Consider the following 14,527-nt stretch of genomic DNA (forward strand, 5'->3'; position numbering starts at 1 on the left):
CATGGATACGCGACGCAAAATTACGTTTTACCTGAATCCTGAAACTAACGAAGCGGACCGCTTTGTCTGCCAGAAAACGGACGAAACGCCTCAGGGGGACAGGGGGCGTTTATGGCGCGCCGCGCTGCTTACCGGCTTTGCATTTGGCAAGCAGGATGAACGGCTGCCGTTCCTCTTCAGCGAACTGCTTAACCGCGATACGTCATTTGATGACCTGCTGCAGCTGCTTAAAGCCGTTTACCCACGCGAAACCGAGGCTCTGCTGCAGGGCAGGGCGCGAGAGGCAGTAATCGCAGCCCCTCAGTCTCAGGAGCAGATGAGCGATTCGGTATCGCCTGATGACGAAACCCGAAATAATGCCCGGAGCATGTTCGGCGGGACGGGAAACAATGTCTGATCTGCGGGAACACGGAAAGCTTGTCCGCCAGTTCCTCAAAGCGGCTCGTGAGCTCGAATCCCTGAATGTGGTCGATGGCCTGGAAAATATGACCCTGGGACAGCTGCGTGAGGAGCTCACGCGTCGTTCTTCGCCTGGCGCAGGCTATAAGCAGCAGTATCCGCGCCACGGCGCGAAATGGGACGAGGAGGAGAAACAACGCCTGATCGCCCTGGACGAGGCGGGCATGCTCGATGTTGAAGAGTTTGCAAGGGAGTATCAGCGACGCCCGGAATCTGTTCTTGCCTATATGGTTCGCCTTGGGTTACTCGACAAGGAGCACAATCCCCGTTAAGTCTCCATCACTGGTGGCGTAATAAACCGCCTCAAACTGCCTTCCTGTTTAACCTGATGTTTCTGAGTTGCTATGGTTCCGTGTTGCGCTCTTCCTGCTTTATCTTGCTAGGTATGCATTTATGCCCATTCTTAGGCGGCATTTTTTCAGCGCAACGGGGTTGGGGAGGGCGCGACCGCTACGGGATGGACACAATATACAGTGGATGAAACCTATGGTGTGGGCTCCACATATTGATTATCCACAGAAACGGGGGATAAAAACGGGACGGATCTGTATAACTGGACAGAGACATCTGTATGTCAAGTTTGGGGGGGGATATCTGTGCAGAAGCCACTGAGTGCCAAGTAGAAGTAGCCCGGAACCGTAATAATACCTCTGTCACCTAATGTCTGTGAGGTGTGAACTCCACGAACACGATACCTGGTGTGCATTGGGCCTTTTTTACTAAGGAAGAAAGTGCTATATGTGAAATACGGGTGGATATGATGAAGTCTATCCGAACAGTGGAACGGGGAACAGGACTGACATACAAAATTATGGGGCAAATTTATGCATACTATTGATGATGTGGCTCAATGGATGAAGTATCAAGTCGAAGAATCATCCAGGCTCTACCAGGAAGTTGCTGTGTATAAAATAAAGAATTTGTTTGGCGATAATTTTGTCTATAAAAATGCAAATGGCAATCTATCTATAGATAAAAATGTTTTAGCAAAATTTAAAAAATTAACTGGTGACGAAGTTATTTGGGAGCGAGGTGACAAAGCCTGGCGTAAAAGAACCTCTTACGATAAGCCTGGAAGACAGCAAGATTGATAGATAAAAGCCCCGCTTGTACTGGACATAATCACCTGAACGTTCTGGCTTGCGGGGAACTAAACGAGGAGTGTAGAGAAGGTCGCTGAAACGACCTTGATGAGCTCTAATTTCACTTGCTTTTTATGACTGATGTTACTGTGTTATAGATTATTGAGTTGTCGGGAACATCTTTGTTAACAAATGTCATTGCACCTATTGTTACGTTATGTCCTATATTGATATCACCTATGATGCAAGAATGAGCACCAATATCTACATTATCCCCAATTACAGTCATGCCGATTACATCATTGGACGTTTTCCTTCCAATCGTCGTGTTCTGCCGAATATTTGCATTTTTCCCTATCTTACATTCAGAACGGATAACTATTCCTACATAGTGATTGAGTTTCATGCCTTCACCGATTTGCGCTTCGATACTAATATCAGCACCATATTTGCAACGCAGATTAGCATTTATCTTCCTTGCCCACTTCTGATATCGTCTGGACGGTGTCTGATTCATGTAATTAGCAAGTCGCCACCAAAAGTAAAATCTCTTTTTATAGCTAAAAAGCACACGGTGAAAGACCTTAAACCATGAAAATTTCTTTTCTCCATTCCGGTTTATGACTTCTAACCTTAAACATTCTTTAAAATGGGAAAGTGCGTCTCTGGAATTAAAGTCTACGGGGATGCTGTTATCAGTCATTAAAAAATACTCTGGCAATATAAGGGACTATAGTTATTAACGACAGAATTTGGGGAAACTTTAATATTATCAATGCGATCGTGCTTGATAGTATGGTATTTGCTCATCTACCCACATATTACGGGTATCCAGCGGGTAATGGGTAGTGAATGTCACACTGGCTGCTGGCGACATGAAAAGGATTACCGGCAAAATTCCGGAACAGAGTACCCTGTAGTTATGCAAAATGGGAGTGATACTCCCCCTTCGTTTTCCTCCTCTCAGTGGAATGTTCAACGCCGTGCCTTCACGCTAACCCGGCCGCTGCGGTCACAAGGGTTCACGATGTCTCCGTCCTCACCCGTTCGCACCTTTCACGGTGCATTCGGCCCGTGAAAGGCTTGCGCTGCGGCTTGCGGCGTAGCCCCTGCGCCCTCCGCTCAGAGCCGGGTTTTTGTGCCGGCACGGCGCAACTGGGTGCCGGATGCTGAGGATACAACCATGTTCAGACTGACCTGTATTGAACTCAATAACGGCGAATTTGCCGTGTATATCAACAACCATTATCTGTGGAGTGAGGATGCCAGCGGGGAACGACTCTACCTGGGTGAGGTGCTGGAGCAGCTTTCCCTGATGCCGGGTGTGGAAACCTGCACTATTCAAGAGGCAGTTCCGGAGGACGAAGAGTGGTGCTGGAATGACATTGCCGATCGCGTGCTGCCGTCGCTATCCGCCAGCTGCGAGGGTGTAACCGTGGCAGCTCTCATCGCGCGCTTACAGCAGTATCCGCCGGACGCACTGTGTATGGGAACGTTCTGGCTGGCTGATGACTTTCTGTCCCTCAATGACAGCCTGACGGAGGGGGAAATTGCTGAAGCCATGCGTGTCTGTTATCGCAGCCATGATGCCAGCATCGGTTTTAACTGGGAAACCCTGCAGTTCGCTATCGACCACGTAAAGGGGCGCTGACAAAAAAAGGACACCTTCCGGGAACGGGGTGTCCTGAAATCATGCCATCCGTTTTAAGAGAAAACCCTTCAGTTATTGCCCTTGTATTGTTGCATGCTTCCTGACCATTCGCGCCTGCCATATATCGGACTTAAAAAAAACGCCACCGGCCGGAGGCGTCTCAAAACATACCAGGCTTATGATCCTATAAAGTGGTGTACTGACACGCACTTATGGTCATTCTGTCATACACGGGAGGCGCCTTCAGCTACCAGAATCAGTACCAAAGGATGTCGGTGCCCTCCGCCTTTCTGCCGCCAGTCGGCGGCGTGTTCAACGCCGTGCCTTCACGCTAACCCGTCCGCTGCGGTCGCAAGGGTTCACGTTGTCTCCGTCCTCACCCGTTCGCACCTTTCACGGCGCATTCAGCCCGTGAAAGGCTTGCGCTGCGGCTTGCGGCGTCGCCCCTGCGCCCTCCGCTCAGAGCCGGGTTTTTGTGGCGGCACGGCGCAACAGGGTGCCGCATATCAGAGAGGAGTGTGTCTATGTCCCGTTATATCCTGGGTGACTGCGTGCAGGTGATGTCCCGTTTTCCGGCACGTGCCGTTGATTTTATTCTTACCGATCCCCCGTATCTGGTTGGCTTTAAGGACCGTACCGGCCGCACTCTGGCCGGGGACAATTCGTCGGAATGGCTTCAGCCAGCGTGCCACGAAATGTACCGCGTACTCAAAAACGACAGTCTGATGGTGAGCTTTTACGCATGGAACCGCGCAGATCTGTTTCTCAATGCGTGGAAATCGGCTGGGTTCCGTGTTGTTGGCCATATCGTTTTTGCGAAGAGTTATGCCTCCAAATCAACGTTCGTGGGCTACACCCATGAGAACGCTTACCTGCTCGCGAAGGGGCGACCGCAAACCCCGGACCGCCCCATCCCGGACGTGATCCCCTGGAAATACACGGGCAACAGACACCATCCGACGGAGAAGCCGGTGCAGAGCCTGCGGCCACTGATTGAATCGCTCACTCGTCCGGGGGCCATTGTCCTTGACCCGTTCGCCGGTAGCGGTTCCACCTGCGTGGCCGCCGCCGAAGCCAGCCGCCGCTATATCGGGATCGAGATGCTTGAGCAGTACCACGCCGCCGGCGTTCGCCGTCTGGCACAGGTTGAACGGGCGAGAAGGATGCCGGCGGCCAATGACGGTACGTTTTACCCTGATTATCCGGAGGCGGCATGAACTACCCGGGCCTTGAATCCCTGCGCGCGGACGTGGCCGAGCTCAGCAATGCCATGTGTGACGTGCGGATGCTGCTGAACCGCCTCGAATCTCAGCACCGGCACGACGCGGCAACGCTGGCTGAACGTATGGCCGCCCAGACCCTGCGCCGGATCAACACCCTGCTTCTGGAAGCCTACCGCGAAGCCCTGGTGCTGGACGAAACCTTTCAGGGCTGACTGACCCTGCCGGGCTGATGCCCGGCCTGTAACCACTTACGAAAGAGATAAAAAGATGTACGGAACCCGCAAAGAACTTTGTGTACAGCTTGAAACCATGTTCACGTCTGACGAACCCCTGGTCCTGCTGGTCTGGACGGAAGAGGGGATTAGCGTGGCCTGCCGTGAAACCCAGCCAGAACCGGACGAGGCTGAAATCCGGGCGGTGATGAAGGCGCTTGGTGAAATGAAAATGACGCAATACCGCCAGGAGGGGGTAAATAATCTGACTATCAGCGATCTCCTGACCCATCAGCGGGAAGCGGCAAACCGTCAGGTGAGTGTACCGGCAGCTTTACTTGCACGCGTCCTGCGCGACTATGAGTGTGAGCTGGAGCATCGCGCCGGAATGGCCTGGGAGGCCGGGCGGCCTGAACCCGATTCCGTAAAGGAAGCAAGGAATGACGTCTACGCACTGAAAGACGCGCTGGTAGCCTGAGAACGGCCGGGGGAGCGTCCCCGGCAACCGGTGACAATTCACAGCGAAAGAGGATGTCGTTAACTCCGCTTTTTATGCCGCGCTGGCGCGGCGGATGTGAGCGCCGTGCCTTCACTTTAGCCCGAACGCTACAAATGCAAGGGTTCGCTACGCCTCCATCCTCGCCCGGTCGCAGTGATTTATTGCTTCATGCCGTTCTTCCCGTCGTTCTCCCGCTCAATATTCGCGGGAGAACCGTCCAGACCGTCATCGCTGTTTATCTGCGCTGCGGCCTCCGGTGTCGCCCCTGCATTTTCCGCTCGATGTCGGGCTGTCGTGTCGGCACGGCGAAGACGTCGCCGCATTCAGAAGAGGAGAATATCATGACCATTGCTTACCGCTTTATGCACCGTCATACCCGAAACACGCTCGTAGCCCGCGGCTGGCCAGCCAACATGGATATCGATACAAGCCTGAATTACTCCAGAGGAGAAGGCGTTGCGTTCTATGGCCAGCTCGATGCTTTACAGTTGCAGCGTCTGTTACCTGAGATTGCACTGCGTGGTTTGATGTCCGATCAGGCAATGAAGGTGCTGCTGCCATTACTGGCAGGAAGTGAACTGATTGTCCGCCTTTATCGTAATTCGCTGGGGCATCGTAAGGCTCATGCCGGAACCATTTCGCTTGAATATGATAATTGCCCTGAGGGTATGTCCACGAAACATATCCTCTGTCTGCTGAAAGCCCTGCGTGATGAGATTAACCACGTCTGTAGCTGCGTGGCATCCGCCGGATACCGCCTGATGGAAGCCTTGCGCCCCGCCGCTGAACCGCTGGTATTTACCCGCCGAACCCGTAATTTCCTCCTGACAGTAACGGAAGTGGAGCAGGTGCAGGATGATGCGCAGTGGGATAATGAGACGCTCGACGCGCGTCTTAAAGCGGTACTCGACGGGAAGGAAACCTTTCGCCGTCTGCAAATCCGTCTGGAATGCAATGGCCGTACAGTCGGGCAGACCCACGTGCCTTATGCCCTTCGTCACCCTGACAGCCCATCCCGCGACTGGTTTGACAGACACTGGCTGCGGGATGTGGTCAGCAGCGCACGAACCGAGATTGACGCGATGATGAAATCCTTCTCCGGCATCCGGATTGCCGCCTGATTTTGGGCGGGGCAGTGCGCCCCGCCTTATTGCGAAAAGGATGTCGCACGCTCCGCTTTACCGGCGCCCCCTCCACGATGTTACGGGGACGCAGGTGAAAACGTCCGTGCGGTCTGCGGCTAACGCCGTGCCTTCACTTTAGCCCGATCGCTTCAGATGCAAGGGTTCGCTCCGCCGCCATCCTCGCCCGGTCGCAGATTTTTACGCCTGATGCCGTTCTTCCCGTCGTTCTCCCGCTCAATATTCGCGGGAGAACCGTCCAGACCGTCATCGCTTTTTATCTGCGCTGCGGCCTCCGGTGTCGCCCCTGCATCTTCCGCTCGAAGTCGGGCTGTCGTGTCGGCACGGCGTAAGCCGGAACTCAGACGACACAGACACTGGAGGAGTTTTATGAACACTACCACCCCGGCGATTTATGTAGGTACATACCACAAATACAACTGCGGTAGCCTCTACGGTAAATGGTTTGACCTCACCGACTTTGATGATAAAGCAGAGTTTCTGGAAGCCTGCAACGAGCTGCACGCCAATGAATCCGACCCGGAACTCATGTTCCAGGACTGGGAAGGGATCCCGTCAGCATTTGCATCCGAATCTTCCGTTGACTGGAATTTCATTGAAGCCTACAAGCGCGCAGTAGAAGACGGTATGGATGCTGCATTTATTGCCTGGGTGGAATACTCCGGAGAGTGTGATTATGACGCCTTCGAGGATGCTTATTGCGGAGAAGCTGAGAGCGAAGAGGACTACGCCTGGACTATGGCAGAAGAGTGCGGCCTTCTCAATGACATTCCGGAATCGCTGCGTTGCTATTTCGATATGGGAGCCTGGGCGCGGGATTTGTTCCTGGATGGTCTGGTATTTCTGGATGGCTACGTGTTCAACGGTTGATGTCAGAGGCGGGGCAGGGCCCCGCCACAAAGGAGAATAAAAATGAAACTTGATCCACAGACCCGTGACATCCTGCGTCAGTACAAAAATATTATTAACGCCCGTCGACGTGAAAATGGTCAACGGGAATTAAGAACGGAGCAGGTGATCGACGAAATATGCTATTACATGACCTGCCAGCGTGCGGTGTATATCGGCGGTCATTTCATTTTGCAGGGTGGAAAAGGTAACTGATAACCTGGCAGGCGGTATCATCCGCCTGTTAGCCCGCGCGAAAAACCCTGGCAGGCTTTGCCTGCCGGCGGTTGTTACCGCGCCTGCGGCGCAGCTACAAACCGCCCCGGCAGAAAAAGTCAGCAACGATCTCGTTGCAGGCGCGTGAAAGAGAGGAAAAACATGAGCGAATTTAATCTTTCGGTACGTTCAAAAGAGGATCAGGACAGGATCGCCGTAGACCTGGCCGCGTCAGGTGTGGCATTTAAAGAGCGGCTAAATCAGCCAGTGGTGCCGGAAATTGTGGCACGAGAGGTGCCCGAAGAGCTTCGCGAATATTTTCTGGAAAGGTTGCGCCATTACCGCCAGCTTAGCCAGCAGTTGCCGAAAGCCAGCGGCCCACAATATTCAGAAATGGCCGAGGCAAATAAAAAGTAATTTTTTCAGTAAGATATGCTGTAAATCAAACTCATTGCCTTTGTTGCAGTGGGCGTCCGGGCGGGCTGTCATGCTTCGCACAGAGCCAGCAAAGCTGTCTCTGCCCGGCCCCTGCGGGGCAGCGGGTGTCCATCCCATGACGCAACCCCCATCGCTTGCAGCAGCCGTTCCGGCTGCGCCGCTCAGTCGCGCCGTTTCCTGCGCTCCCTGCATCACGCCGTAAATACCCCGTCGTGATGTAGGGGGCAATGTCGTTTCGCCGCGCGCGGCTTCCCGTCATTGCGGCGTGTCCCTGCCCATTCCATCCGGTCCTTTTACACCCCTTTGAGTCCCTCCTCCGGGTGCTGAGACCGCCACAGTCCTCGTGGCTGTCCAGGGTGAATGCTGACGCACGGCCACCAAAACTTTTTGCAGGCAAAAACTTTTTGCGTCCGCCCCGGACATCTGCCTCGGCCGGTGTCGTTTACGCACCTGCGGCGAAGGTTCTCAAACGGGTGATGTTTTATCCCCCGGGAAAGTTCAGCAGGTTCCCGCGAAACGTCAAAACCGCGGCTCCCGTAACTCAACGGGTGATGGGTTTTAAAACCAGCCACTTTTTTAAAGGAAGTATTCAGTGGGAAAAACATTACAGGAATTTCTGAATCAGCCAGTGCTGCTGCGCGAACCCACCGCCGAAGAAAACGAACTGGCGGCTCTATTGAATGGCAGTACCGTCACTGCACCCGTGGTGCTGCCTCAGGGGCCGTTTACCCGTGAAGAGGCGACCGCTCTGGTGGCGCAGTACACCAACGTCAGTATTGAGAACGATCAGGGTACTTATTTTCAGCTTGTTGTGCGGGGTGAAGAAGGGTTTTTGACGAAGTGCGCGTGGAACTTTGAGAACGACGTGGGGGCATTGCTTAACCGCGCTCTTGCCAGTTACAGAGCCAGAAAACAGCAGTAAGAAGGTGCCCTGTCGGAGCTGTCACTCCGCAGGGCAAGACAATCATTAATACTGAGAGGTACTAAATCATGACAGTTGCAGATGTTAAATCAAAAGCACCAAAAAAAACCAGTAAGAATAAAACTGCCGGAAACGAGGCGCTGAAAACTGCCCTCGATGCGGCAGTCATTGAGTATGTTCCGCTGACCGATCTCATTAAATCACCGCTGAACGTGCGCACGATTCCCTACACCACCGAGAGCGTTAAGCGACTGGCTAACTCCATTGAAAGCCTCGGACTGCTTCACAATCTGGTTGTCCATGCCCTGCCCGAGGGAAAATACGGTGTGGCAGCAGGTGGTCGGCGTCTGACTGCGCTGACGCTCATGTCTGAAATGGGGCGTATCAAACCGGATTATCAGGTTCCGGTTAAACGTGTCAGCGACGAGCTTGCTGTTGAGGCTTCTTACGCCGAGAACAACGAGCTTGAAACCATGCACCCTGCCGAGCAGATCACAGCGTTTGGTACGCTGGCGGCGCAGGGAAAAACTCCCGCGCAGATTGGTGAGGTGCTTGGGTACGGTTCCCGCCACGTCCAGCGCATGCTCAAACTTGCCAGTCTTGCCCCGTCACTGCTTGCACTTCTGGCAGAAGGTCAGCTTGATGTTGAACAGTGTCAGGTGTTGTGTCTTGAAAGCGATCCTGAGCGTCAGGTTGCTGTTTACGAAAGCGTAAAGGAGGAATGGGGACGCACTACCGTAAACGCACTTAAAAATCGTATTACGGAAAGTGAAATTTCTGTCTCGCATCCACGTTTCGCATTTATCGGGCGGGAAGTTTATGAAGCCGCAGGCGGAATTGTCCGTGAAGATCTGTTCAGTGAGCAGGAAGGGGACGGAACAGTAGACAGTCTGCTTGTTGAACGTCTGGTACTGGAAAAACTTGAATTGATCGCTCAGGAAATCCATCAAAAAGAGGGCTGGATGTGGGGTACCGGACGTCTGGCTGCAATTAACCTTTACGGACCTGACGGAAAGGACTACCGCATTCTGCCGGAGCCAGATGCAATCTACAGCGAAGATGACAGCCGCCGTATCGATGAACTGTCCGACAAATTTAACGCTCTGGATCCTGACAGTGATGAAGCCGAGGCCATTAGCAGCGAAATATCCCTCATTGAACATGCCGCTGAGCTTCGTGGGTGGACAGAAGATCTGAAAGCAAAATCAGGAGTGGTGGTGAGCTACATGCACGGTGCGCTTCGTATTCAGCGTGGTATATGCCGCATGTCTGATTTACCTGACCATGACAGTAACGGAGAGGATTCCGCGCAGTCTCCTGCCGTGACTCATATGCATCGACCTGATGCAGCAGAAGGGATCAGCATCCCGCTGCTCACCAAAATGTCATCCGAGCGCACTCTGGCGGTACAGGCCGCGCTGATGCAGCAACCTGAAAAGGCTGTGGCGCTTATGGTCTGGCGTATGTGTACCTGCGTTTTTGCTGGATGTGTGACCACGCCGCATCCGTTCCGTATCAACCTGACCGTTTCTCACAGCAGCCTCACTGAGAACGCCCCATCCGGTAAAGAAGGCGCAGCGTTTGAAGCCCTGATGACCGAAAAAGAGCGCCTGAAAACCCTGCTGCCAGCAGGATGGGAGAAGGACTTCACGACCTTCTTCGCCCTGAACGGAGAGGTACTGATGTCATTGCTGGCCTTCTGTGCGGCTTGTTCCGTAGATGGTGTACAGACGCGTGATAATGGACACACATCACGCAGCCCTCTCGATACGGTTGAGGCCGCGATAGGTTTTCACCTTCGCGACTGGTGGCAGCCTACAAAAGAGAACTACTTCGGTAGCCTGAAACATTCACAGATAGTCACTTCACTTAAAGATGCAGGTCTGACTGGTGCCGCTGCTGACGCAGAAAAAATGAAGAAAGGCGACGCGGCAGTGCATGCGGAGTTCTTTATGAAGCAGAACCGTTGGGTTCCTGCATGGTTACAGTCACCGCAGCCTGATGCAAAAGACAGCACCGATACCGACACTGACAACGCGGCAATTGCCGCCTGATAAGGATAGCCGCCCTACGGGGCGGCAATAAGGAGATATCTGATGAATATGCCAAACTTTAAGCTTTCCTCCATGATCGGTGAAGATTTCGAAACCTGCCGCGCCGCTGGTTACTCCTACCGCCGTGAGATGACACACGCTGTTATGGGGGCACTGAGTGCGCCTGAAAACTGGGATGTTAACGGGGAGTATCGTAGCGAGTTCGGGGGCTTATTTCCCGTGCAGATCCGTTTTTCGCCCACTCATGGCCGATTTGAAGTGGTTCTGTGTAGTCCTGGTGAATTTAGTCAGGACTGGATCATGCTGTTGGTCTGGAGAAAAGGGCAGGAAGTATCCTGTATCCGCTCATGCCCACAATTTGACGCTGCTGTGATAAACCATGTGCTGAGCCTGACCAGCAGGCTGGACAGTGATGGATACTCAATATTCGATATTCTCTCAACGCTGCGCATGGAGGTGGCCTGATGATCCCTCGTCACCTTTCTCTTGTCACGCAACTGCCGGAGCGTGAGGCAGCGTTACGAGCCATTATTGCCGTAGAAGAGGGGGGCGGGCGGTACGGAAGCCGACACCCGCAGCCGTATCCCTATTCCAGAGCATTTTTCCGGTTCCTGACTGGTAGCAGTAAAATTAGTGGAAAGGCGATCAACCAGGTGCGCGGGGCGTACTGGCTGAAGGGCGATAAAATTTCTCTGGCCCGATATGAAGAGGCGTTTGACATACTGATCAGTAGCCGCGGTCGCCTGTGTTACCCTCCGCTCGGTACCGACATGGTGCAGAACCTGTTTCCGGAGCAGGCGTTCAGCATCAGAGAGCGCCACACGCAGCGGGAAGTGCGCGAGGATAATCTTTATTCCCGTCAGGAATCACGGCGACACCGTGAAAAGGAAGAGAAGTACCAGAACCGCGTGGGGCAGGCTGAAATCGACCTGGCATTTCAGACACCGGAGACACTGCGTGCATGGTATGAGTTCTGGTCCCAGCAGGATATACGGGACTATGACATCCAGCGAATGTTGTGGGCGTGGACGGAACGCAGCCCCTCGTTGTCTCATCTGGTGAAGGCTTACTACGACCGTGCGCAAGACATTGTTCTCGATGTACATGATGTGGCGGGATCCTCAACACCGGCGGAGAAAGAGCTGGAGCGCTGGATGGTACCGAACAAAATCACGCTGAGGTCTATATGGCCGTGAGAAACAATCCGTGGAAAACGGAGCTGAAGGTTGCCCGCAGCCAGCGCAATAAACTTCGGACTATGTCGGAAAAGCTGAAAGAGATGTGCTATGAGTGGGACGGATTAAGCGGCTGGCTGGAGACTGAAAGTGAGCGACTCGCAGAAAGCATTGATCAGCATCTTGAGGCGCTCGACGAACAGATACATAACTGGTCCACAGGCAGAAGTGATCCTGAGTAAATCAGGTAAAGGTCAGTATTTATCCAGTAATCAGACTGTTATTCCTGGGCAGAATCGGCTCGTCGGGATATAATGGCGATGGCGCTTGAGGCTTTTTGCCTCATGACGTGAAGGTGGTTTGTTGCCGTGTTGTGTGGCAGAAAGCAGAAAGCCCCGTAGTTAATTTTCATTAACCCACGAGGCCCCCTGTATGTCTGATCAACAACAGTATGGCCTCTTACCGTGCTTAATGCAAGGAGGAGTAAACCATGAAACTGCCGCGAAGTACCGTTATCTGGTGCGTACTGATAGTGTGTCTCACACTGCTGATATTCACTTTCCTTACGCGAAAATCGCTTTGCGAAATTCGCCTGAGGGACGGACAACGGGAGGTCGCTGCAATTCTGGCTTACGAATCCAACGGTAAGTAGCAACCTGGAGGCGGGGGAAACCCCGCCTTTTCAGGGCTGAGTTGGTTTGACATGCCTGAAGCGCCTTTATGAAGGGGTTGCCGGTTCGCCGGTAGCCCCTTTTTCCATCCCGACGCGACCGCACGCCTGAACTTCCGGGACGGACCGTACCCCTGCGGGGTTCGGGGGAAGCGGGGCGCGCCTCCGGCGCTGCCCCTCTGCTCCCTCTGGTTTGTCCTCGCTCAATCATTCAATTCCTAGCTGCTGTTAATTCACGCTGTTGCGATTAGTCTGCTGAAGCTGTGCTTCAGAAAGGACTTTTCCGAGTGCCTCATCCTGTCTGTTTTGATCGATATCCTGCTGGTTAGTTCTCTTCGCTGCAGTTCCGTGATGGCCAGAGCCAGAAAGACGGGTAGGGCAATGGCCACCTTCGGCTCCTGGCCCGCGTGGCGGTCCAGTCGTCGAGCCCCACTCCGCCAGGCAGCTGCTTACGCACCAGCCAGTCTCCGCCGAACCCGCAAGCGGTTTCGGGCTATCGCTAGGGTCTGATGGCAAAGGTCAATAACTGCGGCTTCTCCGGCCGTACCGTCCGGAACGCCTTCACCGCGCCGGCGAAGCCGTCGCTCTAATGGCGACACGCCGTTCCGACGTGTCGGGTGTGTGCAATCCTGTTCACCCGCGTGAGTCCATCCCCCGTGTGTCCTCACGCGGAGGGCTGGTCGTAGCACCGTCAGGTCGTCATCCAAAGGGTTAAATGAACGCCGCCAAAACTTTTTGCAAGGGATTGCAAAAACTTTTGTCTGCGCCCTTTTCCTGCCGCCCCGCCGTCGCTCCTTTGCCCTTTGCCGCGAGAGAACTCACCAGGGAGATGGACACCATCACCACAGGAGAAAACCAGGATGCACACACGAAACGTCAACGTCAAAACCGCCGCTCAAGAATCTTCCAGGAAGATGGAGGAAGAACAAAACCCTGTTTCTGTCGCGAAGGAGTGGGTGGCTCAGGCCACTGCGCTGAAAGAGGGCGTCACTGTCACCGTGTCCGATGTGTCCCGATACGGCGATGTGCAGGTGGAGATCCGCACCAACGGAACGCTTAACTGGCGCGCCTGGTCGTTTCAACCTGATTTTCTTTTTGAACTGAAACGCAACCTGCAATACGTACAGCTGTAACCCCACGCCGGATATCCGGCATGTACTGATAAAAGGAGATAAACCATGCATTTACACACGACTGATTCTTTCGCTTCTCTTGATTCCAGCGCCAGCGCCGAATCGGAAATGGCCTACTGGCTGAGCCGTGAAAAGTCCGCACTGATCGCCCCCGTGGAAATCGATGTGAACAAATTCCACGATGCGGCAGGAATGCACCCACCGATGATCAACTGGCGTTGTGACACCGCACAGGACACTGAAACCTTCATGCTGGCAGAGATGATCTGTATGAACGTGACGGACATTTTTGTCCGTATTGGAAAGCGTTATTTCCGCGTACGTGATTACAGCAACCTGAATCACGCCGATATCGTGGCGAAGGTGAAAGCAGCATTCAGCCCTGAGAGCCAGAGCCAGAAATGAAAAAAGCAGGCTTACGCCTGCTCCATCCACGCCGGATTTGAGCGATTCCAACGAAAAAATCCGGCTTTCACTAAAAGGAACAAACCCATGCAATTCAGTGAAGTTTCGATTGTTACACCAACCGCCCTCTATGTCCAGATGCAGGAGGCTCAAAACGCGCCCGTGAAAAAGCAGGTGCGTATCAAACGCGGTGAAATTGCCAGCAATGCCCTCAGTCCGGAAATGCGGGCACTGGGGCGTCATATTGCGCACTGCCGGAAAAAGGGGCGATCCGTACGTATTCCCGCCATGCGCGGGAGCGAGTGGGGTCATGTGCTGCGCACGCTTGAACTGAGCCGCGCCTGTAACTGACAACAAC

At 53.7% G+C, this 14,527-nt stretch carries 24 protein-coding genes and 1 pseudogene; 22 read left to right on the top strand and 3 right to left on the bottom strand.

Annotation, left to right across the window (positions count from 1 at the left end; all coding sequences use genetic code 11):
- The first annotated feature begins 1 nt into the window (after position 1).
- The 3 genes from ACOTX4_RS22175 to ACOTX4_RS22185 all read left to right on the top strand — a co-directional run bounded on the left by ACOTX4_RS22175 (position 2) and on the right by ACOTX4_RS22185 (position 1,550).
- Positions 2-397 carry a plasmid partitioning/stability family protein gene (locus ACOTX4_RS22175; RefSeq protein ID WP_118284100.1) on the top strand — a complete coding sequence of 132 codons (396 nt, stop codon included), beginning with the start codon at positions 2-4 and terminating at the stop codon, positions 395-397.
- On the top strand, positions 390-731 hold the full coding sequence (locus ACOTX4_RS22180) for a hypothetical protein (protein WP_285934775.1): 342 nt from the start codon (positions 390-392) through the stop codon (positions 729-731). Before ACOTX4_RS22175 ends, ACOTX4_RS22180 begins: the two co-directional genes overlap by 8 nt.
- Before the next feature lie 552 nt (positions 732-1,283).
- Positions 1,284-1,550: a DUF6953 family protein gene (locus ACOTX4_RS22185; RefSeq protein WP_285934774.1), complete on the top strand. Its 267-nt coding sequence runs from the start codon at positions 1,284-1,286 to the stop codon at positions 1,548-1,550.
- A gap of 112 nt (positions 1,551-1,662) precedes the next feature.
- Here ACOTX4_RS22185 and ACOTX4_RS22190 read toward each other — a convergent pair whose 3' ends face one another.
- Positions 1,663-2,244 carry a serine acetyltransferase gene (locus tag ACOTX4_RS22190; RefSeq protein WP_125365926.1) on the bottom strand — a complete coding sequence of 194 codons (582 nt, stop codon included), beginning with the start codon at positions 2,242-2,244 and terminating at the stop codon, positions 1,663-1,665.
- A 480-nt stretch (positions 2,245-2,724) separates the two neighbouring features.
- Here ACOTX4_RS22190 and ACOTX4_RS22195 point away from each other — a divergent pair, with 480 nt between their 5' ends.
- From ACOTX4_RS22195 to ACOTX4_RS22210, 4 genes are all read left to right on the top strand, one after another.
- Entirely contained in the window at positions 2,725-3,192 is a 468-nt protein-coding gene (locus ACOTX4_RS22195) for a hypothetical protein (protein ID WP_125365924.1), read from the top strand.
- 524 nt (positions 3,193-3,716) lie between these two features.
- Entirely contained in the window at positions 3,717-4,409 is a 693-nt protein-coding gene (locus ACOTX4_RS22200; RefSeq protein ID WP_022650030.1) for a DNA methylase, read from the top strand.
- Positions 4,406-4,627: a hypothetical protein gene (locus ACOTX4_RS22205; protein WP_022650029.1), complete on the top strand. Its 222-nt coding sequence runs from the start codon at positions 4,406-4,408 to the stop codon at positions 4,625-4,627. Before ACOTX4_RS22200 ends, ACOTX4_RS22205 begins: the two co-directional genes overlap by 4 nt.
- A gap of 55 nt (positions 4,628-4,682) precedes the next feature.
- Positions 4,683-5,105, top strand: a complete 423-nt coding sequence (locus ACOTX4_RS22210) for a DUF1380 family protein (protein ID WP_045347629.1) — start codon at positions 4,683-4,685, stop codon at positions 5,103-5,105.
- A 179-nt stretch (positions 5,106-5,284) separates the two neighbouring features.
- On the opposite strand, the gene ACOTX4_RS22215 is transcribed toward ACOTX4_RS22210, so the two are convergent.
- On the bottom strand, positions 5,285-5,449 hold the full coding sequence (locus ACOTX4_RS22215; RefSeq protein WP_170965315.1) for a hypothetical protein: 165 nt from the start codon (positions 5,447-5,449) through the stop codon (positions 5,285-5,287).
- Positions 5,450-5,467: 18 nt separating this feature from the next.
- On the opposite strand from ACOTX4_RS22215, the gene ACOTX4_RS22220 reads away from it, so the two are divergent.
- Entirely contained in the window at positions 5,468-6,247 is a 780-nt protein-coding gene (locus ACOTX4_RS22220) for a hypothetical protein (RefSeq protein ID WP_032650516.1), read from the top strand.
- Positions 6,248-6,399: 152 nt separating this feature from the next.
- Here the strand turns inward: ACOTX4_RS22220 and ACOTX4_RS22225 are convergent, their stop codons facing one another.
- Entirely contained in the window at positions 6,400-6,645 is a 246-nt protein-coding gene (locus ACOTX4_RS22225; RefSeq protein WP_185761689.1) for a hypothetical protein, read from the bottom strand.
- On the opposite strand from ACOTX4_RS22225, the gene ACOTX4_RS22230 reads away from it, so the two are divergent.
- The 14 genes and pseudogenes from ACOTX4_RS22230 (at position 6,638) to ACOTX4_RS22295 (ending at position 14,520) form a co-directional block, all read left to right on the top strand.
- Positions 6,638-7,138 carry an antirestriction protein ArdA gene (locus ACOTX4_RS22230; RefSeq protein WP_022650026.1) on the top strand — a complete coding sequence of 167 codons (501 nt, stop codon included), beginning with the start codon at positions 6,638-6,640 and terminating at the stop codon, positions 7,136-7,138. The two genes, ACOTX4_RS22225 and ACOTX4_RS22230, sit on opposite strands and share 8 nt — an antisense overlap.
- Before the next feature lie 42 nt (positions 7,139-7,180).
- Entirely contained in the window at positions 7,181-7,372 is a 192-nt protein-coding gene (locus ACOTX4_RS22235) for a hypothetical protein (RefSeq protein ID WP_022650025.1), read from the top strand.
- On the top strand, positions 7,356-7,520 hold the full coding sequence (locus ACOTX4_RS22240; RefSeq protein WP_154590114.1) for a hypothetical protein: 165 nt from the start codon (positions 7,356-7,358) through the stop codon (positions 7,518-7,520). Before ACOTX4_RS22235 ends, ACOTX4_RS22240 begins: the two co-directional genes overlap by 17 nt.
- A gap of 14 nt (positions 7,521-7,534) precedes the next feature.
- On the top strand, positions 7,535-7,789 hold the full coding sequence (locus ACOTX4_RS22245; RefSeq protein WP_285934773.1) for a DNA polymerase III subunit theta: 255 nt from the start codon (positions 7,535-7,537) through the stop codon (positions 7,787-7,789).
- A 697-nt stretch (positions 7,790-8,486) separates the two neighbouring features.
- On the top strand, positions 8,487-8,732 hold the full coding sequence (locus tag ACOTX4_RS22250; RefSeq protein ID WP_032623592.1) for a DUF905 family protein: 246 nt from the start codon (positions 8,487-8,489) through the stop codon (positions 8,730-8,732).
- Between the two features lie 68 nt (positions 8,733-8,800).
- Entirely contained in the window at positions 8,801-10,786 is a 1,986-nt protein-coding gene (locus tag ACOTX4_RS22255) for a ParB/RepB/Spo0J family partition protein (RefSeq protein WP_285934772.1), read from the top strand.
- 42 nt (positions 10,787-10,828) lie between these two features.
- Positions 10,829-11,251 carry a conjugation system SOS inhibitor PsiB gene (psiB, locus tag ACOTX4_RS22260; RefSeq protein ID WP_022650021.1) on the top strand — a complete coding sequence of 141 codons (423 nt, stop codon included), beginning with the start codon at positions 10,829-10,831 and terminating at the stop codon, positions 11,249-11,251.
- On the top strand, positions 11,251-11,982 hold the full coding sequence (locus ACOTX4_RS22265) for a plasmid SOS inhibition protein A (RefSeq protein ID WP_194514673.1): 732 nt from the start codon (positions 11,251-11,253) through the stop codon (positions 11,980-11,982). The genes psiB and ACOTX4_RS22265 overlap by 1 nt, the downstream gene beginning before the upstream one ends.
- Positions 11,973-12,203 (top strand): hypothetical protein, encoded by a 231-nt coding sequence (locus ACOTX4_RS22270; protein WP_022650019.1) that lies wholly within the window; start codon positions 11,973-11,975, stop codon positions 12,201-12,203. Before ACOTX4_RS22265 ends, ACOTX4_RS22270 begins: the two co-directional genes overlap by 10 nt.
- Positions 12,204-12,432: 229 nt before the next feature.
- Positions 12,433-12,543 (top strand): annotated as a pseudogene (locus ACOTX4_RS22275) (DUF5431 family protein); the annotation flags it as partial.
- On the top strand, positions 12,491-12,613 hold the full coding sequence (locus ACOTX4_RS22280; RefSeq protein ID WP_269430392.1) for a type I toxin-antitoxin system Hok family toxin: 123 nt from the start codon (positions 12,491-12,493) through the stop codon (positions 12,611-12,613). The pseudogene ACOTX4_RS22275 and the gene ACOTX4_RS22280, both read left to right, overlap by 53 nt.
- 878 nt (positions 12,614-13,491) lie before the next feature.
- A complete protein-coding gene (locus ACOTX4_RS22285; protein WP_022650017.1) occupies positions 13,492-13,764 on the top strand; it encodes a hypothetical protein in 273 nt (90 codons plus the stop codon).
- 45 nt (positions 13,765-13,809) lie between these two features.
- A complete protein-coding gene (locus ACOTX4_RS22290) occupies positions 13,810-14,169 on the top strand; it encodes a hypothetical protein (RefSeq protein ID WP_022650016.1) in 360 nt (119 codons plus the stop codon).
- 87 nt (positions 14,170-14,256) lie between these two features.
- Positions 14,257-14,520, top strand: a complete 264-nt coding sequence (locus ACOTX4_RS22295; protein WP_045347622.1) for a hypothetical protein — start codon at positions 14,257-14,259, stop codon at positions 14,518-14,520.
- Positions 14,521-14,527 lie beyond the last annotated feature (7 nt).

This window comes from Enterobacter cloacae complex sp. IR5459 (assembly GCF_049238005.1).
GTDB classification, from domain to species: domain Bacteria; phylum Pseudomonadota; class Gammaproteobacteria; order Enterobacterales; family Enterobacteriaceae; genus Enterobacter; species Enterobacter hormaechei_C.